Annotated in this window: 14 protein-coding genes; 2 read left to right on the top strand and 12 right to left on the bottom strand. The window is 40.5% G+C overall.

What is annotated here, in order from left to right; translation table 11 throughout:
* Positions 1–213: 213 nt before the first annotated feature.
* From cydC to NV377_RS04650, 4 genes are read right to left on the bottom strand one after another with little or no spacing between them, the layout of a single operon-like run.
* Positions 214–1938: a thiol reductant ABC exporter subunit CydC gene (gene cydC, locus NV377_RS04665; RefSeq protein ID WP_258199990.1), complete on the bottom strand. Its 1725-nt coding sequence runs from the start codon at positions 1936–1938 to the stop codon at positions 214–216.
* Positions 1935–3734: a thiol reductant ABC exporter subunit CydD gene (cydD, locus tag NV377_RS04660; protein WP_258199989.1), complete on the bottom strand. Its 1800-nt coding sequence runs from the start codon at positions 3732–3734 to the stop codon at positions 1935–1937. The genes cydC and cydD overlap by 4 nt, the downstream gene beginning before the upstream one ends.
* 15 nt (positions 3735–3749) lie before the next feature.
* Positions 3750–4763, bottom strand: a complete 1014-nt coding sequence (locus NV377_RS04655; protein ID WP_258199988.1) for a cytochrome d ubiquinol oxidase subunit II — start codon at positions 4761–4763, stop codon at positions 3750–3752.
* Positions 4763–6127, bottom strand: coding sequence for a cytochrome ubiquinol oxidase subunit I (locus tag NV377_RS04650; RefSeq protein ID WP_258199987.1), 1365 nt, complete (start codon positions 6125–6127; stop codon positions 4763–4765). Before NV377_RS04650 ends, NV377_RS04655 begins: the two co-directional genes overlap by 1 nt.
* A gap of 659 nt (positions 6128–6786) precedes the next feature.
* Here NV377_RS04650 and NV377_RS04645 point away from each other — a divergent pair.
* Positions 6787–6921: a hypothetical protein gene (locus NV377_RS04645; protein WP_258199986.1), complete on the top strand. Its 135-nt coding sequence runs from the start codon at positions 6787–6789 to the stop codon at positions 6919–6921.
* Between the two features lie 537 nt (positions 6922–7458).
* Here the strand turns inward: NV377_RS04645 and NV377_RS04640 are convergent.
* From NV377_RS04640 to NV377_RS04625, 4 genes are all read right to left on the bottom strand, one after another.
* Entirely contained in the window at positions 7459–8487 is a 1029-nt protein-coding gene (locus NV377_RS04640) for a polysaccharide pyruvyl transferase family protein (RefSeq protein WP_258199985.1), read from the bottom strand.
* A gap of 285 nt (positions 8488–8772) precedes the next feature.
* A complete protein-coding gene (locus NV377_RS04635) occupies positions 8773–9048 on the bottom strand; it encodes a hypothetical protein (protein WP_258199984.1) in 276 nt (91 codons plus the stop codon).
* A gap of 740 nt (positions 9049–9788) precedes the next feature.
* Positions 9789–10820 (bottom strand): protein kinase family protein, encoded by a 1032-nt coding sequence (locus NV377_RS04630; RefSeq protein WP_258199983.1) that lies wholly within the window; start codon positions 10818–10820, stop codon positions 9789–9791.
* Between the two features lie 770 nt (positions 10821–11590).
* Positions 11591–12442, bottom strand: a complete 852-nt coding sequence (locus NV377_RS04625; RefSeq protein ID WP_258199982.1) for a patatin-like phospholipase family protein — start codon at positions 12440–12442, stop codon at positions 11591–11593.
* Positions 12443–12554: 112 nt separating this feature from the next.
* Between NV377_RS04625 and NV377_RS04620 the strand changes: the two genes are divergently transcribed.
* Positions 12555–12950 (top strand): MerR family transcriptional regulator, encoded by a 396-nt coding sequence (locus NV377_RS04620; protein WP_258199981.1) that lies wholly within the window; start codon positions 12555–12557, stop codon positions 12948–12950.
* A gap of 349 nt (positions 12951–13299) precedes the next feature.
* On the opposite strand, the gene NV377_RS04615 is transcribed toward NV377_RS04620, so the two are convergent.
* The 4 genes from NV377_RS04615 to NV377_RS04600 all read right to left on the bottom strand — a co-directional run bounded on the left by NV377_RS04615 (position 13300) and on the right by NV377_RS04600 (position 19349).
* Positions 13300–16452 carry an MMPL family transporter gene (locus NV377_RS04615; RefSeq protein WP_258199980.1) on the bottom strand — a complete coding sequence of 1051 codons (3153 nt, stop codon included), beginning with the start codon at positions 16450–16452 and terminating at the stop codon, positions 13300–13302.
* 54 nt (positions 16453–16506) lie between these two features.
* Positions 16507–18069 carry an MFS transporter gene (locus NV377_RS04610; protein WP_258199979.1) on the bottom strand — a complete coding sequence of 521 codons (1563 nt, stop codon included), beginning with the start codon at positions 18067–18069 and terminating at the stop codon, positions 16507–16509.
* A 142-nt stretch (positions 18070–18211) separates the two neighbouring features.
* The gene (paiA, locus tag NV377_RS04605; protein ID WP_258199978.1) at positions 18212–18730 is read right to left on the bottom strand and encodes a spermidine/spermine N(1)-acetyltransferase; all 519 of its coding nucleotides are present in this window, start codon (positions 18728–18730) and stop codon (positions 18212–18214) included.
* A 280-nt stretch (positions 18731–19010) separates the two neighbouring features.
* Positions 19011–19349: an ArsR/SmtB family transcription factor gene (locus tag NV377_RS04600; protein ID WP_258199977.1), complete on the bottom strand. Its 339-nt coding sequence runs from the start codon at positions 19347–19349 to the stop codon at positions 19011–19013.
* Positions 19350–19762 lie beyond the last annotated feature (413 nt).

Here is a 19762-nt window from a genome sequence, read left to right as displayed (position 1 = left end):
TAAATAACTTTTCTAACATAAAATGTTTAAAGTGATTTCTCATTAACTTTGATTATTTCTTTATGAATCCTTAATTTAATTGGAAACTCTTTGTAAACTAAAATTCGCTCTCACTTCAACAAATATAGTAAAAAGATTAAAGAATTATCCCAGCATTTATAAGGAATGATTCTTTAATCTTGAACAATATTCTAACTTTTCGAACAAAGCCTCTTAATCTGTGTCTCCGATTAGTTGTAGCTCAATGTTCTTCATCTCATAAAAATACCCTTTTTGCTCCATCAGCCCCTTGAACGACCCCAGTTCCACTACCCTGCCTCGATCCATGACAACAATCTGATCCATCTTCTCGAGTCCCGTAAGTCGATGACAGATTAGAAGAAGTGTATCATCTGCCGCCTGTGCCATGAGATTCTGCAATACGCGTTGCTCTGTCACGTAATCCAGCGAAGATGTCGGTTCGTCCAGTAGCCATAACCGTCCGTTGTGCAGCATTGCCCGTGCTAGAGCAAGCCGCTGCTTTTCGCCATCCGATAGATTCTCTCCCCTTTCATATACAGTATCGTTCAACGACATATGTGGCAGTTGAACTTTTTCCAGTGTAGCCACCAGTTGCTCGTCACTATGTTCTTCTCCACTCAGTAGCATGTTGTCCCGAATAGTTCCTCTGAAGAAATGACTTTGCTGTAAGACAACATTAGTAGTTTGCCATATGCTCGTTTCATCCAGTTCCTTCGTGGATAAACCATTCAATAGTATATCACCTGAAGTTGGTGTGCGTAGCTTAAGCAACAAATCAATAATCGTTGACTTTCCTGAACCGCTTGCTCCCACAATCGCTGTTTTGGAGCCTGGTGAAAAATGTAGGGAAATATCGCTCAATGCTGGTCTCCACTCCCCTTCATATTGAAAGGTAACAAAGGATATCTCCATCGAAACGGCCTGATTGGCTAACAATATTCCGTCTGATTGCACAGACTGTACATCGGAGCGCTGAACCGTTTCGTTCAGTCGTTTGGCTGCGTGTTCACTATCCTGTTTATAAGCGGGTAACGTGGCCATCGCGGCTGCTTCTTCGAATACTGTCTGTGTGGCTAGGATCAACATGCCGAGGAATACACCAGCAAGCGCTCCATTCATAATTAAAAAGGCACTCAGTACAAGCACACCCCATGTTACGAGATATGTTACAAAAATATGCATGGATTGCCCGCGAAGCAAGTGCCCAGCTGCTCTTTGCTGCTCGAATGCCAATTTAGCGGAAATCTGCTGAAGCTGCTGCTCCCGCTGTGACAATCGTCCGTATACTTTTAAATCTCGGAAACCATACAATACCTCGGTTACTTCCGTAGACAACAACGCTCGTTGCTCACGTACATGACCGTGTATTTTACGTTGTCCCAGTGAAACAATACTCGGTACAACAAACGCTGTGATCAGCATGCCTAGTACGAGCAAGCACGCGATCCAGAATGAAAAGGTAGAAGTAAACAACACGGTAGCCAAAAAGACCATGACGACTATAATCGGTGGATACGCAACTCTCAAAAAATAATGTTGCAAGCTCTCCACATCCCCAACGATCCGTGCTAGCAGATCTCCACTTCGGTTTTTGTTCAAAATACCAGGCGTGATAGGAATGAGCTTTGCAAAAAAGGAGGTCCGTAAACGGCTCAACATGGAGAACGTCGCTCGGTGTGAATACAAGCGCTCTCCGTAACGACTCGCCGCTCGAAGAAAACCGAGCAGTTTGACCATTGAGGTGAGTACAATTAATGTGTAGAGCGGCGGGGCAAATACCGTCTGCGAAATCAAATACCCACTCGCGGAAAAGAGTGCCACTCCTGCTATACCGGCCATGAATCCGCCCAAAATGGAAAGCAATATATCTTTGCGTTCCTGAAACATCGCCTTCGTCAACATAGCTAGCTCATTCATGCTAACCCCCCTTTTCGTTGGATATTAACCATCTCGGCATACTCAGGCAATCGCTGCAGAAGCTCATCATGATGTCCTGAGTCAACTAATACGCCATTTTCCATAAATAAAATGTTGTCCGCATGCTGAATCGTATATAATCTGTGAGCTACCGTAATCATAGTTGCCGTTTTTGCCAGTGATGATATGGAACGCTGCAGTACTCGCTCAGTGCGCAAATCTAATCCCACAGTCGGTTCATCAAACAATATGATGGCAGGTCGTTTCAAAAAAGCACGTGCTAAAGCAAGCCTTTGCTTTTCCCCGCCAGATAGTCCTCTACCTCCTTCACCGACAAAGGTATCCAGTCCTTGTTCCAATTCATCGGTGACTGCAGCGAGTCCAGCTTCCTCAGCCGCTTGTTCAATCTCGACCCTGGATACGTTCTTACCTGCACCAATCGCAATATTTTCTGCCAGTGTGCCTGCGAAAATATACGGATGCTGTGTAATGTAGCTAACATGCTTGAACCAGGCTACCTCATCATATTGCGAAAGCAGTCTTCCGTTTATCAGAACGGCCCCGGATGTCGGTTTTAATAAACCGGAAATGAGATGCAATAGGGTCGATTTACCAGAGCCACTTTTCCCGACAATCGCGATATTCTCTCCAGGTTTAAGAGATATCTGACCTGTCTCAAGTTCAAATGAATCAGGTGCATACCGGAACTGAACATTCATCAGTTTAATGGACGGTGGCATAGAAAACAGCTTCGAAAGTTCTGCTTGCGATGGTTCTGATTGAACCATTACATCAGTTATATCGCTTTTGTTTGCTTTATCTTCACTATCGATTTGTGCAGTTTCGGCAAGCATTTGTTCCACTTTGCGAATCGCTCCCATACTGGTTCGACCACTGTGAAAAGCCGTCCCCGTATTTTTCAATAGACTGTAAAACTCCGGAACGAGTAACAAAACGAGAAAGGCCGTGTGAAAAGTTATCGATTTGAAAACGAGCAACTGAATAGCCAGTTCAAGAGCAACAATACCGATACTTAACATGACGATGGATTCCAGCATGAAGGTGTTCGTAAATGCAATCTTTAGAATGCTCATCGTGGCATCACGATAACCCAGGCTGCTGCGTTTAATCTCCTGCTGCTGACGATCAGCTCGTCCGAATATTTTTAATGTGACAAGCCCTTGAAGCGAGTCCAGAAACGTACCAGAAAACTCTGCCAGTTGCGCATACTTTTCTTCGGATTTGTTCTTCGTTTGCAGTCCAACCAAAATCATGAACAAAGGGATAAACGGAGCAGTCAACAACATAATTAAACCTGTGTTGGCATGTTGAGTAAATGCAAAGACCAAAATTAGAATCGGGATGATCGCAGCTTCCATCATACGCGGCATGTACTGACTGAAATAACTGTCTGACTCATCCACAGCATCCAGAGCAATACTGACTTTCCCTCCCGTCTGTCCGTCAAGGGTTGGAAGAATGGAAGAATGGGTCAGGTTCTGCAACACTTTAGCTCGCAAGTTGGACTTAGCACGGGTAGCCATGTACAACCCCACTTTCCCATTGCCATACACCAACAGAGTACGTACTGCCATAACAGCCAGCAGTATACCGAGCAATATAATGACGGATGAAAAGGAGGCTTTTTCTACAAAGATTCGTTGGACTGCTTCAGCCAGCAGTGCAGCCTGGCTTATAATCGCTATACCAAGTACCAGCGAAATAATCGCAAGCAGAAGCCTGTTTTTTCGTTGTAAAGACATTTGCTGAGAGATTAGATTGATTTTCCCTTTCACTGATTCCACCTCCCTTTATTTTTTCCCTTTTACATAGTCCGCATCAAATAGGAAAAGTTTGAAGACCAGAATAAGAGACGGAATTAACAAGCAAAGTCCCCCGATAAATACAACTACCAGCGCGAAACCCATTGCTGGCGAGGTGGCGCTGCTCTGAATCGTAATATATGGATCAAGAATATAAGGATATTGGCCAATCCCATAAGCGAAAAAAGCGGTGAAAAATTGCAGCATGATGCAACTAAAAGCTAATCCGTAACGGCGTCCCTTATATAGCAACCACATGGCAATCATGAAAAAAGCAATAGATAGCGCAAGCAGCCACCACAAATCCATCATATTTTGAAAATGACGATCATTATGTTGACCTAAAAATATAAATGCGGTCAGTGCCAGTATAATGGTCGGTGTGCTCCAAAACAAAGCATAGTTCCGCATGAGCTTTAATGCAGCATGATCCTCTGCCCGTGAAGCATAAAATGCCAGAAACGATCCGCTAATAAATAATACGGAGACGATGGCTAGTCCAACGATGCTCCAAGATAACGGATTGGTAAACAGCGCCCAGTAATCCAGAGAAATCAACTCGCCTTGCTTCAGAATAAATCCGCCTTCAGACAGTGTTAGAGCCACTGACAACGATGCTGGAATAAGTAAACCTGTAGCTCCGTATAAAAACAAGAACACGATGTTATTTTTGGAACCATAATTCTCAAAAGCATAGAATGAACCACGAATGGCAAGTAGAATGACAGCTATACTTCCCGGAACAATTAAGGCAGATCCATAATAATAGGCGGTATCCGGAAAGAATCCGACTATGCCAATGTAGAAAAAGACAAAAAATACATTTGTAATCTCCCAGACCGGCGATAGATAGCGGGAGATCAGACGATTAATCAGGTGATCTTGCTTCGTCAGACGTGCATAGAAGGCAAAGAATCCTGCACCGAAATCAATGGAAGCTACAATGAGATAGCCGTATAGGAACAGCCAAAGCACTGAAATTCCAATCAATTCATAACTCATCAGATTTGCTCTCCTTTCTCCGCGGATTCATTATGTTTCTCCTTCAACCATCTCTCCATCTCGAGATCAGCAGGATTGTTATTGAACAATCGTCTTAACACGAAAACACATATGACGCCGAGTACGATGTACAAGAGCAAGAAGACGAAAAACAAAACTCTCACACTCGGTGATGATGTAGCAGCTTCCTTCACACGCATATACCCTCGGATAATCCACGGCTGTCTGCCGACTTCTGCATAAAACCAGCCCATCTCAACTGCAAGAAAAGCAAGTGGTGCACTTAGCGCAATGAGACGAAGCAGCCACTTGTTCAGCTCATTGCGCTTCTTCCAAAACACAAACAGGAAATATAGACAGGAGATCGCGAACAGGGCGAATCCAATCCCAGCCATTACATCAAACAAATAATGAACCAGAAGTGGCGGACGCTCATCCAGTGGGAATTCTTCCAGACCGGTTACCTCGGCATTGAAATCTCCAAAGGCGAGGAAGCTAAGTAGTTTGGGCAGGTGAAGAGCACCTATAATTTCATGCTCTGCATTTAGCCACCCTAATAAAATCAAATCTGCCCCACTTTCTGTCTCAAAATGCCATTCTGCAGCTGCAAGCTTCTCCGGCTGGTGCTCGGCCAAAAACTTAGCAGATACATCTCCAGCTAAGGTATTTAGTAAGCTAAATACCAAAACAACGGCCATCATAAGGTTTAAGCCTTTCTTGTGGTAAGCAGATACCCCTTTTCTAAGCATTGCAAAAGCGGCAATCCCAGCTAACAGAGCAGCTCCCGTCAGATAGGCTGAGCTTAGTACATGGAAGACCTTGGAGAACGTCGCTGTATTCATCATCGCTTGCACGGGGTTAACAGCCATGAAGTGGCCTGCCTCTATAACAAATCCCTCAGGCTGGTTCATGAATCCGTTCACGGTTGTAATAAAAACAGCAGACATCCCTGCTCCGATGACAATCGGAACGGTCAGCAGCCAGTGAATATAAGGGTTTTTGAACCGATCCCACGTGTACAGATAAATCCCAAGAAAAATGGCTTCAAAAAAGAACGCGAATACTTCCATAAATAGCGGCAATGCAATAACATTCCCGGCCAGTTTCATGAAATTTGGCCATACTAAGGCAAGTTGGAGGGATATCGCTGTGCCTGTCACAACACCAACTGCCACTGAAATAACAAACCCTCGTGACCACCTCTTCGCCATAAGTATGTAATGTGGATCCTTTTTCCGGATGCCGATGAACTCTGCAATAGCAATCATTAGCGGGACACCTACACCAAGTGTTGCGAAAATAACGTGAAAACCAAGTGTTAACCCGGTCACCAGTCTGCTCCATAAGACTGTGTCAATCTCCATATTCATGTAACCTCCTTTTTCTCTTTCGACGCTCATTATATAAAATAGAATGAGAAAATTTTCACATTCTAGCTTGTGATGATAAATTCAAATCTATACAAAAACGATGAAGTCTTGAATCATCTTCGCTCTCGTAGTTCTTTGAATACAAGCCTTATATATATTTATTATATCTTTACTTTTGAATGATACAATTGCGGTCACTTCCTTGACATGAAATCTTCAAGGAACAGTCACCCCTTTTTGACTAATTTATGAAAATGATATTAATTACCTGTTAGAGTCATTGACCTTTTAACGTTTGGCATTGGCCGTTCAATTCGGCAAATGATACATGTTCTTGTCCTTCGACAATTATATCGTTGCTGTACGGATATCATATAAATTTTACGTATGATTAAAAACATAACTACTTCTCTATCCCCTAATTTCTGTTTAAAATCAGTATTGGAATAAAAAAGTCATTCGTTGAGGAACGACGGGCTTAGTTTCTGCTTGAACAATTACACCTACGGTTCGAGGGCGGGAGTATGATGTATACTCCCCAATGGATTCGGGTGCAACGGGGGTATATACTTAGTAAATCACAATTTAGAGTGAACTGAGAAACGAGGATGCTTCTTCATCAAAAAAAATTAAATTCAACTAGTAGAAGTAAGATGTATGGAAAACCAGTAAAAATTCTCATTGTTGATCGAGATAAACGTATTCGAAAGCTTTTGAAATCTGCATTAGAGAAGGAAGGCTACCTTGTAGAGGAATCTCAAGATCCAATCAATTTGTTTTTGGATTAAGAGACACTATGATGTGCCGATTATCATGTTGTCTTATACTAATGACCATCTGATGCGGGAGAGTTTTCAAGCGGGTGCTGATGATTGTGTTGTCAAACCTATCAGCTTTAGACTCGTTTATCGTCTTTGTTATAAACGGGTTTAATCTCTTTCGGGGCCTCATGCAAGGGTTTTACAACATTGTTACTATATATTGCAGCTAAAATATGGTGTTGATTAAACACGATTATGTAGGTACTTTTGTGTCCTTGGACATTTAGTGTCATACACTAAATGCCTCAAATATATTTCGTTTTTAAATTCTTTTCTGCGTCCTCTAACGCCTTAGACATGGCAGTGCTCATCAATGGAACGCTTTTTTTGCCAGACGATCCGACTTCTTTCATCGACAGTTCCCACGATTCTATACTCGGATTGAACCGTAACACTTTCACTGTTACCGTCTCCCCTTTTAACACTACATTGCATATATTCGGTATGAAAAGGTTCGAAACTTGACTGATATCATCACCTAGCGCACACATGCTTTGGTTTATTTTAAGATTCCAAAGCATCTTTAAGAAATTGAAGTGAATGATGACGAAATGCACTTGTTTTTGATTCGTCTATATGATGAAAAGTAACATCATTAATATCTGGAATATTTGCTGTATCATAAACATAGCAAGAAGATAAGCTAAACGTATCCAGCAGAGCTATCAGTCTTGAATCCATTGATTTGGGGTCTTTTGGATTATCAGATACCGGGAAAACCAAAAATGGAACCTTATATAAAATAGCAAAAACAGCCCCATGAAAAGCACTAGTAATAAAATACTTAGCGTGTTTTATGTACCCTACAAATTCCTTCGGACCAACCGTGGCTGATCCAGCAGTTGCAAGAGATATAATCACGTATCCATACTTTTTTGAAAGTGCTTCAGCATATTCTTGAACCCCTGTAATATTTCGTAAATCATAAGTGAGTATATAGGCTTTTTCTGGCGGAGTAGCAGCTATATCATCCCATTCGGATTTATCAAGAAGCATTACAGGATCCAATACATGAGTGACCTGTCCATTTTTCATCGTTTTCACGAAAGGGATTGCACTTTTTTCACGAACAGAAACAAAGTCTAAGGAGTTAACGTGTGGAGCAAGGATATTTTTTCGATCGGGCCCTATTTCTGCTCCTCCCATGCTTGCTGCATATGCGATTTTCGTTTTTGATGCTGGAACAAAAGAAAGTGCCATACAGGGTAAAATGTCATCCGAAATAACCCATGGTAAACCCCATATTTGGTCGCTACCGCAAACAAAAATATCGTAATCATCAACACATTCTGCAATATCAGATACTGTATATAAGCATTCGCTGTGGGGAATGCTTTCGGAAAAAGTGCTAAAATGTTCAGCACTTTTAGCACTTTCATATGCTTGTAAGGTGTATTCGTTTAGCCACATGAATGTAATTTGCTCACAATGAAATCCTAACTTAGCTATAGCTTTTTGCAGTGCATAAGCTCCAAGTTGGCCCCCGTAATTATAGTTTTTGAAATAAAGAGTAATAATTCCAACTCTTTTCATAATAATCTCCATTCCGACTAAGTAGGCACAAACAGGAATGAAAGAAAAGTGCCGAAAAGTCTACATTAACTTAAATTTTGAAACAGTATATCGAAAAAAATCATCCTAACATGATTTTTTACGATATATCTTTAATATTTGTCATTTTCCTCACTCCCCTTCCAAAAGTTCGTTCGTTAAAGACTTCTGCTGTGATAGGTCTAAAACTATTGTCGGAAGACAAGAACTTATAGTTAATCGATTCCCCTTTCATTTTTCATAGTAATATAATTTGTTCTTCATCCATTATTCACTTAACAATAGGTAATAATCTATTCCATCACTGTCTTTACTATTGCTACTATAAATACTCTTTGCTACTTTATCATAGGTCAATGTGTTGTCATTCGTTAAAATAATATATTTTGATTCTTTTGAAGCGTTAGGTAATGTACCTGTTAATTCTAATTTATATTTATATTCGTTTCCGTCGGGGTCTGTATAGCTGTTATTCTTAATATTACATGCTGTAAGTGTAACTAATAGTATTAATATCCCTAATGTCATTGTTATTTTTTTCATATACATTATCTCCTTTTACTATTAATACAGATCTAAATTCCAAAAACAACAATCTTTAGAAAACAACCTACCTTTAAGAATCTTCTTTTCATTCAATCTAGCTTACGATTTACTTTATGTTTTTTTCATAGTATATATGGTGTCAGCAAGCCCCCTTTTTTATTTTTACGACAGCTCTTTTTAAAAATCGAGACTATTTAGACTAAATAAACTCAAAACAATCTCGACCTACTTTTAAATAAATTGTTGTCCAACAACATATATGTTAACGAAAAATTTCACTCGCTTTTCAATAATTACGTGTACTCGCTTTTGGACTATCCTTTATAAGATAGTTCAATAATATAACATAGTAAACAATTTATTACATTTAATATTATATAGTACTTTGTACATATGTCTATAACTTAACGGAACCCGTTACACTGACTTGAAATCTATGTGTCGGATAACAACAACTTATATAGTTAACCGAATACTACCTTCATTTATCAAATAACAAAGGCTGACTTTCACCATCTAGTTAGTCGCAATGTAGTTTTCGTTTGAGGCTAATTGGTTCAAGACGGAATATACTTACTGATAATTTATTTTTTATATGCTTCAGTTGATCCAACATCCTCTCAGATCTTGCAATATCTACTTCCCTTTCACATGGATATATTACAGCTCATCCAAAGGAATAGTCGTTATCGTTGTCGAAGCATCGGATAAATCAAGATGATTAAAAAAGAAACAATTTAATTGAGCTTATGAAGTGTACCGTTCTTATGTTCCTTGAGCAGCTTTGAGAAAAGCTCGCTAGAGTAATCTATCCTACGCTCAGGGAATTCTCCTGTAAGTACAATCTTCAACATATGAAGCAGACGTTTACCTGTTTGTTCAGTAGGCCCGAGAGACCATTGTCTAATGCTGGGACATAAATATATCAAGCCAGAGTATCGAAATGCTGCCCTCAATCTTTCATAAAAATCATCATAGCTAAGTGAGATACCGTTTGAAATTAATTCGTTGTAATAAAGTTTGGCATGCTCAAGGTTAAAATAACTGGCCAGGTCAATATAAAAAGGCGCATAATAGCACCACCCGAAATCAATAAAATATGGTTTTCCATTATAATAATGTATGTGGGAACCATCTACCGACTGCAAATCTCCATGCGTAAGAGTCAGGCTTTCCTTCTCATCGTACAAAGCCTCCATATCGCGTGCAAAAGCGTTAGCTTTTTCACGCAGTGATGGCATATAAGCACCAAATTCCCTGCAAAATTCGGGATTTTGCTCCATAAGCGTTTCAAAATGGTCCACAGACACTTGCGTAACCAAATAATTTTTCCAATAATGACCGTCAGCATGAGGCAGCCACAGCATCTCCTCACCTCTACCCATATTACTTGTATGGATTCTAGCTAATGCCTCCGCAACCCTTGGCGACCAATCTACGCAAGACGGAGGAGATTTAACACTTCCCAAATCTTCTATCGCCATCCATCTAGGCTCATCTGTTTCTATATCGAGTGAAAAAGCTGCGGGCGAGTTTCGATGGCCCTGGTCAGTTAACGTTTTCATCGCCATGCGTTCTTTTAGAGCGGCTTCTTTAAATATCACGCTCTCCTTTTGACCATTTTCGTAAGTAACCTCTATACGACGTACTTCCGCACCAGACCACCCACGTTCAGCATCTGTCATATACCCTTTCTCTAAATGACGTACCTTTCCGCGTTGAAGTACTTCGGCTAAACCTTGAGCAATAATGATCATATTCTGTTCCAAGTTAATCTACCTACCAATCTATTTATTTTTGGTTTACTCAGTAGAGCATATTACGCACTCCAAAGAATATCTCTACAAACTGGACTCCGTCTTGCACTTCGATTTCAATTGGGGCGACCGGAATAAATATCGCACAGCTCTGAATCGAAATCTGTATCTTTCGCCACAAGCTCTTTCTATATTGATGCAGCAATAGGATCGGGCAGAAATATCTTTCCGGAAAGCTCTTTTGTCGAAATGCCGAGCCTTACATAAAACTCATTTAGAAATCACTCACTTCCCCATTATTTTTAAAAGCAAAAAAAGGGCAGAAAATGAACATATCGTTCATCTCCTGCCCCCATAGGGAATTGACTAACGGATAACATGATGTCCCAATTCAAACGAATGTCAAAACAAATGAATCTTGACAATTAGGGCAAAATGTAAAAAACCGTGCATGAGAGCACGGTTCCGCAGTCAACTAAAAGTAGTCGATGTCCCATGTTCTTAACTATTGCAGGGTTATTCCATTTATTTCATGAAGAAATAAACCACTCAAATAAGTGGAATTCTGAAATTTAAATAGAATAAACCTAATGCAATTAATTAGCTAAGAACAACAGCAGACACTTGATACATCCCCCTAATATTGAAACTAACTACAGTATAAATTGATACTAGGAAATAGTCAAAAATGTTATGCATTAGATATCACAAGTCCACATGTATTCCCATTCTCCAAATATCTCGATTCTTTTCAATCCTGGACGCACACTATTTTCTGAAAATTAGTCCCAGATTTCCCGTATACTCGGAGCTTCTTGTATAGCTTGATCGTATCCGGCTTTTACCGATGTTGGTACACAGCTTGGATCATAACGATTTTTCCCCATCGCTACAATGCTGTTTCCATCGGGTATAATAAGAGAGGCCTTTGCACTTTTTTGTAATTCTGCTACATCATTCTTAACACCTGGAACAAGCCCGTGTCTCTTAGGCATGGGTGATAACACGATGACTTTATTAAAACCGCTTGCTAAATGAGCGTTCGTGCTTGATACCATCCCACCGTCAATCCAGTCTTGTCCGCCAAAGCTTATAAACGGCCATATTCCTGGAACAGCACCACTTGCAGATACGGCCTCCAACAGAGAAACTCCCGAATCCTTATTCAATAAATGAAGGTCACCTGTCGCCGCATTGATTGCAGTCACATTTAAATTGGACGGCCATTCGGTTGTCACAAGCCTTGATTTTACAACGGATCTCCGCATTTCTTGTGTAACTTTAGAGGGGTGCCTTTTAGCAATATCTCCAAACATTTTTCCTGTTTTTTTAGGATTTCTTCCACCCAAGAGAACAGCCCTAATCCATAGAAACTTAGTTAAATTATCAGTTGAAGTATTGATTTCAGCGGTATTTGGGACTAACTGAGATTCATAAAGTTTATTTAGATCATAATGACATGCCAGTGCGGCGCCAACAAATGAACCAGCAGATGTTCCAATAATCACGTCCGCATCTTCTAATTTGATCCCTGCATGGAGTAAGCCTGTTAGCATCCCGATCTCCCAGGCTATTCCGGTAACTCCTCCCCCACCCAATACAACTGCCCGTGTTTCGTGCTTCTCATTGTACATTGTAGCTACCACCATTCTTTTTATTTTAGTATTGACTCTTATGCTATTTACTAGTAGCATCATAAACTATGAAGTAATGTTTAAGGTCAAGACAAAATTTTGAGGTGCCCTCATGAAAATTAATGAAGTTTCCAAGGCAACTGGATTAGCTGTGTCAACAATCAGATTTTATGAGAAACAAGGTCTGCTTCCTGAAAAATATATAGACAGAGATGATAACAATTATAGAAATTATTCTTTCGATGTAATTGAGCATCTGTTAATGATCAAAACAGTTCATTCTGTAGGTTTCTCCTTGAAGGAGATCACCGAGATTCAATCCAGTAATGGTGATGATATTTCGATCGATAAGAAAATTGAGCTGATATATCGTAAGCTAGCCGAAATCGAAAAACAAAAAGAGGATTTAAATAAGACAGAAATGATATTAAGAAAAATGCTAACCAACAAATTAAACTTAAAAATCAGCGATGAAAAAATTACTGATGTGACGATTTACCCCTCATGATCATAGTGGAGGTATGTCCCTAGAGAGAACGACTCTGTTAGGAGACATAAATACTATTATAGCGTGCCTCATCACCTTCACGGTAAATTAAAGTGAGGTAGCATGATTCCATTGCAGAGCAAGAAGCCTTCGCTTGTAAGGAACGAGCCGAGCATTTGCAGCTATTACTTTATGAGCAGCAGCTGCAAATCAATGAAATTCTAGCCGTACAAAAATAAGCATAAACAAAAAGGATTACCTCTGAGCCGCTGATGCATGCCCTAGGTAATCCTTTTTTCTATTTATTTAATGCGTGGAATTATGGGAGACTTGCTTCCCCCTTAAGTTGATGCCCGCCGCGTGAACGACTCTATTGCTCCTCATTCTGCCTGCGGCCCATGAAAGGCCACCAGTTCGCTGGTCCGAACGTACGGACCATAACGGGAATGAATAGCGGCAGCATGAGCAAAGCGTACATAAACAATCCGCAAAGCACGATAGTCGCAATTTGCAGGAGCGACATTACGCCAGAAGGGAGCATCGCTGCAAACGTACCGCCTAGAATAACCGCTGCAGACATAATGACAGTTCCCATGTTCTTCATCGCTTCAAGAATAGCTTCCTGCGGCGAGAGATGGCGGTACTCCTTGAACCGATCCATCAGGAAGATACTATAATCGATACCGAGCGCTACCAGCATGACGAAGCCGAAGAACGGAACCGCCCAGCTAATGCCCGATAGGCCTAACAACCGTACAAATATGACCTCTGCAATCGCCATGGAGGAATAATAGGTAACCAGCAGTGAGGCTACCATATACAATGGCATGACGATCGAACGGAACAAAATAATCAAAATAATCGATATTCCGATCAACATCAAGATAACCGTACGCGAATAATCGGCTTTCGATATGTTGCTCAAATCGTTGTTCATGCTCGTTATGCCGCCAATGGCCACCTGCGCGCCGCTATATTCGGAGCCTTGAATTACGCGATTCACAGCCGCTTCAAGCTCGTCGATTTGCGCCATTGTTTCTTGGGAGTAAGGGTTGCTGGCAAACACGACATCGAACTTAGCCGTTTGACGATCCTCCGACATATAAACATTAAGCGCCGCTTGGAACTCCTCGTTCGCAATGGCTTCTTGCGGAATGTACCACCCCGTCATTTGTTTATTCGGCGATCCGGCAAGACCATTAAGGTAGACTCTTGCCAAAGCAAGTCCATCTGTTACCTGTGTCAAGCCTTCTACGCTCTGGTCAAGGCCGCTTGTAAGCTCGCCAAGCTGATCGTTAAGTGAAGCGAAGCCCGCTTGCAGCTCTTTCTGGCCATCGGTCAGCTCGTTAAAACCTTGCGTTACGCTTGGTAGCTGAGAGACGATTTCTCCTTGTCCTGCAGCGGCCTGCGCAATCCCTTTCTGCAGCTCGTACAGTCCCGCGACCAGCTTGCCAAGACCCGAAGCCAGTGACGACTGGCCTTCTGCTGCCTGTAAGAAGCCTACATTGGCCTGCGTCATGCCAGAAGAAATGCCGACAAGCTGCTCGTTTAGCTGTTTCAATTGGTCGCTAATGCCTGAAGCTCCCGCTTGCAGTTGAGCCAGTGTGCTTAGAGCTTGCTTGTAGTTTTCATCATTTTGCAGCTCTGGGTAGCTCTCTTGCAGGCCTGATAGCCCTTGTTCGACGCCTGACAAACCATCCGCAAGCTTCGCTTGCTCCGATGCAATGGCGGTATAAGCACCTGTCAATTGTCCAAGACCTCCACCCAGCTGTTCATAGCTGACCTGCAGCTGCTTGCTTGCGTCAGCTAACTGCTCGGCGCTCGACTGCGCTTGCTTTAGTCCCTCGCTAAGCTCGTCCGCACCGACCGAGCCGATATTCAAGCCTTGCTGGATCCGTTTCAAGCCATCACCAAGCTGCACAATGCCATCCTTCAGCTTATTGGTGCCTACAACGAGCTGTCCGGCGCCATCAACGGCCTCATTCAATTTTGGCGCATTTTCATTCAAAGCGCTGCTTGCTTCTGACAGCCCATCCCCAATTTTCCCTAAGCCTTCGCCACTTTGGCCAAGACCTTCCTCCAAAGTTACCACTTGATCGGAGACAAGAAACTGCTCCATAACCTCTCCTGTTGGACGAGTAGCGCTGCGCACTGCTTTTACACCTTGCGTATTTGCCAGCTCTCGGCTTACTTGCTCCAACGTAGCAAGCCCTTCAGGCGTATCCAGCGGCTTATCGGTTTTGACAATTACGGTTGTCGGAAGTGAATCCCCAGGGCCGAAGCTGTCTGATATGATATTAAAAGCTTTAACCGAATCGTATTTATAGCCAATCTCGTCTAACGAATTAAAAGAGATCGTGCCTTTATAAGCTGTTAAGAACGGAACAATAATGACGGCTAATATAATGAGCGCCCACAATGGACGTTTCAAGGAAAACTTGCCGACCGTTCCCCATAGCTTGCTTGGCTTATGCTCCAAAGAGCCTTTTGCCGGCCAAAACAGCTTGGTTCCGAGCAACGCCATAAAGAATGGTACAATCGTAAACAAAGCGATGAGCATAATAGCTACGCCGATCGCAACGGCAACAGCCGAGCGATAAAGCATAAAGGTAGAGAAGCCAATAGCAGAAAAACCGACCAATACAGCTAATCCAGAAAACAATACTGTTTTTCCTGCTGTACGGTACGTATTGATGATCGCTTCCGTCTTATCACCGCCACTATGGGCAAGCTCTTCCTTGAAGCGGCTGATGAGCAGAATGCAATAATCGGTTCCTATCCCGAACAATACGGCGACCAAAAATATCTGCGTAAAATTAGACAACGGGAAGTCGAAGTATTCGACCAGAAAAGCAATAATGGACTGCGAAATTAAATACGTAAATCCTACCGCTACAAGCGGCACAAACGGCGCGATGGCCGAACGGAATACAACGAATAAAATAACTAGAATAAAACCAAGTGTAATGAATTCTGTTTTCTTAAGTCCATCTTGCGAGCTTTGGAGAACGTCCTCGGATATTAGCCAGTTACCCGTATAATAATGCTCCACCTTTACGTCCGAGATCGCTCCGTACAGGCCGTCTCGAAGCTCGGAGAGTTCACGGTCGCCCGCCTCGACATTAACGAGGGCAATGATGGTGTTGCCATCCTTTGATACCATCTGCTCTGCCAGCTCCTTGGTATCAAAGTGAGTCGTGACCGACAACACGCCGATCGACTTTCCGTCGCTCTTAAGCTTATCGATACCGTCCTTCACCTCTGCAATATCTGCAGCTGACAACCCTTCATCCTTATGGAATACAAGCACGGTTGGCATTCCGCTGCTGGCACCAGAGCTGTCGCTCTCCCCAATGGCTTTCTCTAATTCGCGGGCTACGGTAGAAGAGTACCCATCTGGAACATTAATTTGCCCCTTTGTTCGTACCAGATCCTGCATGCCCGGTGCGGTAGCCATAAGTACCACCGCTGCGATTAGCCAAACAGCAAGCACCAACCATTTAAATTTCAGTATTGTTCTCATTTATAATCACCTTTCAAATAAAGTAAAATTAAGAATTCATCAGATGAATGAAGATTAATTCCCATTCTGAGTATTTTTCTTGTTTTTAATCATAATTGCACTCGCGAATGTACCAATTAATAAGAAGATACCAATCAATAGCGTTACATTTTGCATACCTGAATTAAAAGCATTAAAAACGAGCGTCTTCATTTCTTCAAAAGCTGGCATAGCTTTAAATGCTTCAGCTTGCTCGCTACCAAAGATTTGTGAACCTCCAAAAGCTCCAGCTTTATGGAAAACATCCAGCATTTGATTTTTAAAATCGGTAGGAATATTGGCTAAATTCATAATATTAGTGTTCAACGAAGTGTTATAACCTTCCGTTAATTTAATTCCCAGCATTACAACACCAAAGGAGATACCCACTTGTCTAAAGACATTTAAGATACCTGAAGCCATACCTACATACTCTTTGTCAACTGAACTCATAGCAGCATTTGTAATAGGTGGATTGACTAGAGCATTGCTAATACCTAAAAGAATAAAACCAGGCATCAGATAGCTCCATTCAAACGGAACTTTGATCATATAACGCATAACAAATATTCCGATTGCACCAATTAATAGTGCTCCACTAACTAACCAACGATTACCAATTTTACCTGAGATAATTCCTGCAATTGGACCAAGAACTATCGTAAAACCACTAATGAGTAACATTTTTGCACCTGTATCAAAAGCTGAATACCCCATGTAATTTTGCATAAGAATGGTCAAGTAGGTAAAACCTCCGTATAGTCCAGCACCTAATACAAAAGCCGCGATATTAGCCCCATTAAATGTCCAATTCTTAAAAATAGATAATTCAATCATCGGCTGTGCTACTTTTCTTTCGGTAATGATAAAAGCAATAAGTAAAACAAGTGATAATCCAAGTAGACTTAAAATGTGCCAATCAGTCCATGCATAATCTCCATTCGTCGATTTTTGAATTAAGGCCAAAATCATCGTAAAAATCATGGCTGTGCTAAAAATCAGTCCTAAAATATCAATTTTTGCATTTTTGTTAGTTTCACTTTCTTTAATAACAAATATTCCTAATATAATTGCTACAATCGCAACAGGAATATTAACTAGAAAAATAGATCGCCAACCAAAACTATCAACTAATGCCCCACCAATCAAAGGACCACCGGCAATAGCAAGCCCAACGGCACTACTCCAAATACCCAGTGCAAGTCCTCTTTGTTTTTCAGGAAATGAAGAAGTAACTATTGTTAATGATAATGACATCATAGCTGCTCCACCAATTCCTTGAAATCCACGGAATATATTTAACCAAATATCACTGCTTGCAAATCCACTGGCCAAAGAACCAATCGTAAAAATACCCAATCCTAATAAAAAGACTTTTTTACGTCCGATAATGTCTCCTAATTTTGAAACTGGCAACAACATTGCAGCATATACTAAAGTATAGGCATTCAACACCCACTGTAAATTTGAAAAATTCGATGAAAAATCTTGTTGTATTTCTGGTAATGCAACATTGACAATTGTAATATCTAACATCGCCATAAACACGGTTAAACTAACAGTAGCTAAAACCCACCATTTTGTTTTTGATTGTATCAAAATAAACACTCCTCTCATGTGTATATGTGCATAAATGCACGCTTTTATTAAAATAAAAAGCACAGTATTATTTCAAATTCATGAGTGCTTTCATATTTATCCCTTTTTCAGAACACCATTACTATTAGCTACAGTGAAAATGTTATATAAGTGTTTTGCACATAATAAAATCTAGGTGTTCTTCATTCCCCATATTGAAAATGTGGGTCCCCGTTTGAACAAATTCCATTTTTTTATAAAAGGTTACTGCACTCTCGTTATTTTCCCAAACCCCTAGCCAGATTTTCTCTTTATTCCGTTCCATTGCTAATTCTATTGCTTTATTTATTAGATATTTTCCAAGACCCTGTTTTTGAAATTTTTTTCTTATATAGATTCTCTCGATCTCAAGCGAATTATTCCCCATTGTTTCAGTTTGAGCATTATTGAAGTTTAACTTTAAATACCCTGCAAGTTCCTCATTAGAATAAATAAAATAGAATTCCGACGAGATATTTGATAATTGTTCTTCTAATTGTTTAGTGTTAAATGCTTTATCCATATAGGTTTTCATGTTTTCAGGTGAGTTTTGATTCTTATATGTTTCATTAAATGTTTCAACACTAATTTCTTGAAGTAATCCTAGATATTCTAACGTGCACTTTTTTATATTTATTGTCAATTTATTTATCCTCCGTTTACGAAATTAATGGTTTCTCTTGTTTCCCTTTTTACAATTGCACAATCTTTTTCTACATTTTATCTGTCTCTTAGCATCAGGTTAAACATCTTTTTCACTTCATTCTCGGAGAATCCAGGTCGTGCATATTTGATTTTATCAAAATAAACAATACTCTCATGTATACGTGCGTACAACTGCACGTATACGTTAAATTAAAAAGCACTGCATTATTTCAAAATCATTAGTGCTTTCATATTGTTAGCTATTTATTCAAATTTATTCACAATTTCAAATTCAAATTCATGAGTGCTTTCATATTATTAGATGTTTGTTCAAATTTATTCACAATGAAATTATTATTTGTTTTGTAATAAACTTCTCGCCCTTCTTTTCTCCTTTGAACGATATCAAAACGACTCATGTAATCAAGATGCCGAGAAATAACTGAACGATTCTGTGGAAAATATTCTGCAATACCACCGATCGTCATTTCACCATTTGCAGAAAGAAAAATCAACAACTCACTCCGCACTGGATCTAATACTGCTCGAAAAAACTCAATATCAATATTGTCTTCGATCAGCTTTTTACATTTATTTGGATCAAGATTTAATCCCATTACGCTACCTCCTAAATTTATTATATGCATTCGTGCGCACATGTCAACGTTTATTTTAGGATAATTCAATAAGTTGAATTTTAGATATCATATACTTATCCTACTAAAAAAGGGAAGGTCTAGTGTAATATTGTGTGAAATACTTAACTCGATAGTACAAATAGAAATACCTATAAACTTGATTATGCACTATTTTGAGATATTAATAAATACCAACATCACACCCGAATTCTACACCACACCAAATCGCCAACGTGAAGAGCATAATCTATTAGGTCTGTACTCATCTTCGGAATGACTGCCTAACTGAATTGCGTCGAATTAGCTAGTTTAGATAGCTCACTGAAGGACTTGTTCATCAATTTTTTATGAAGATATGTTCGTTCAGATCCAATCCAGTTTAAATTTGTTAG

The sequence above is a fragment of the Paenibacillus endoradicis genome, assembly GCF_024721975.1.
The sequence above is the reverse complement of the archived record's forward strand: the minus strand, read 5'-3'. Positions and strand labels throughout refer to the sequence as shown.